The 319-nt window shown below is 68.7% G+C and carries 1 protein-coding gene; it reads right to left on the bottom strand.

Annotated features, from left to right (window positions below):
- Positions 1-319, bottom strand: a 319-nt coding sequence (locus tag ACVMYR_RS33205) for a tetratricopeptide repeat protein (protein ID WP_457123713.1), incomplete at both ends; no start/stop codon positions are given.

Genomic DNA, 319 nt, shown 5'->3' with positions numbered 1-319 from the left:
TGTACAGCGGGATCGCCTGCCCCAAGTCCCCCGCCGACCTGTAGGTGTAGGCGAGGTTGTTGACCGAAGTCAGCGTCTGGGGGTGATCGTTGCCGAGCACCCGCCGCCGATCGGCGAGGGCCTGCTTGTACAGCGGGATCGCCTGCCCCAAGTCCCCCGCCGCCTGGTAGGCGTAGGCGAGGTTGTTGACCGAAGTCAGCGTGTCGGGGTGATCGTTGCCGAGCACCCGCCGCCGATCGGCGAGGGCCTGCTCGAACAGCGGGATCGCCCGCCCCAAGTCCCCCGCCGCCTGGTAGGCGTAGGCGAGGTTGTTGACCGA

The organism is Micromonospora sp. PTRAS2, from assembly GCF_054052245.1.
The sequence above is the reverse complement of the archived record's forward strand: the minus strand, read 5'-3'. Positions and strand labels throughout refer to the sequence as shown.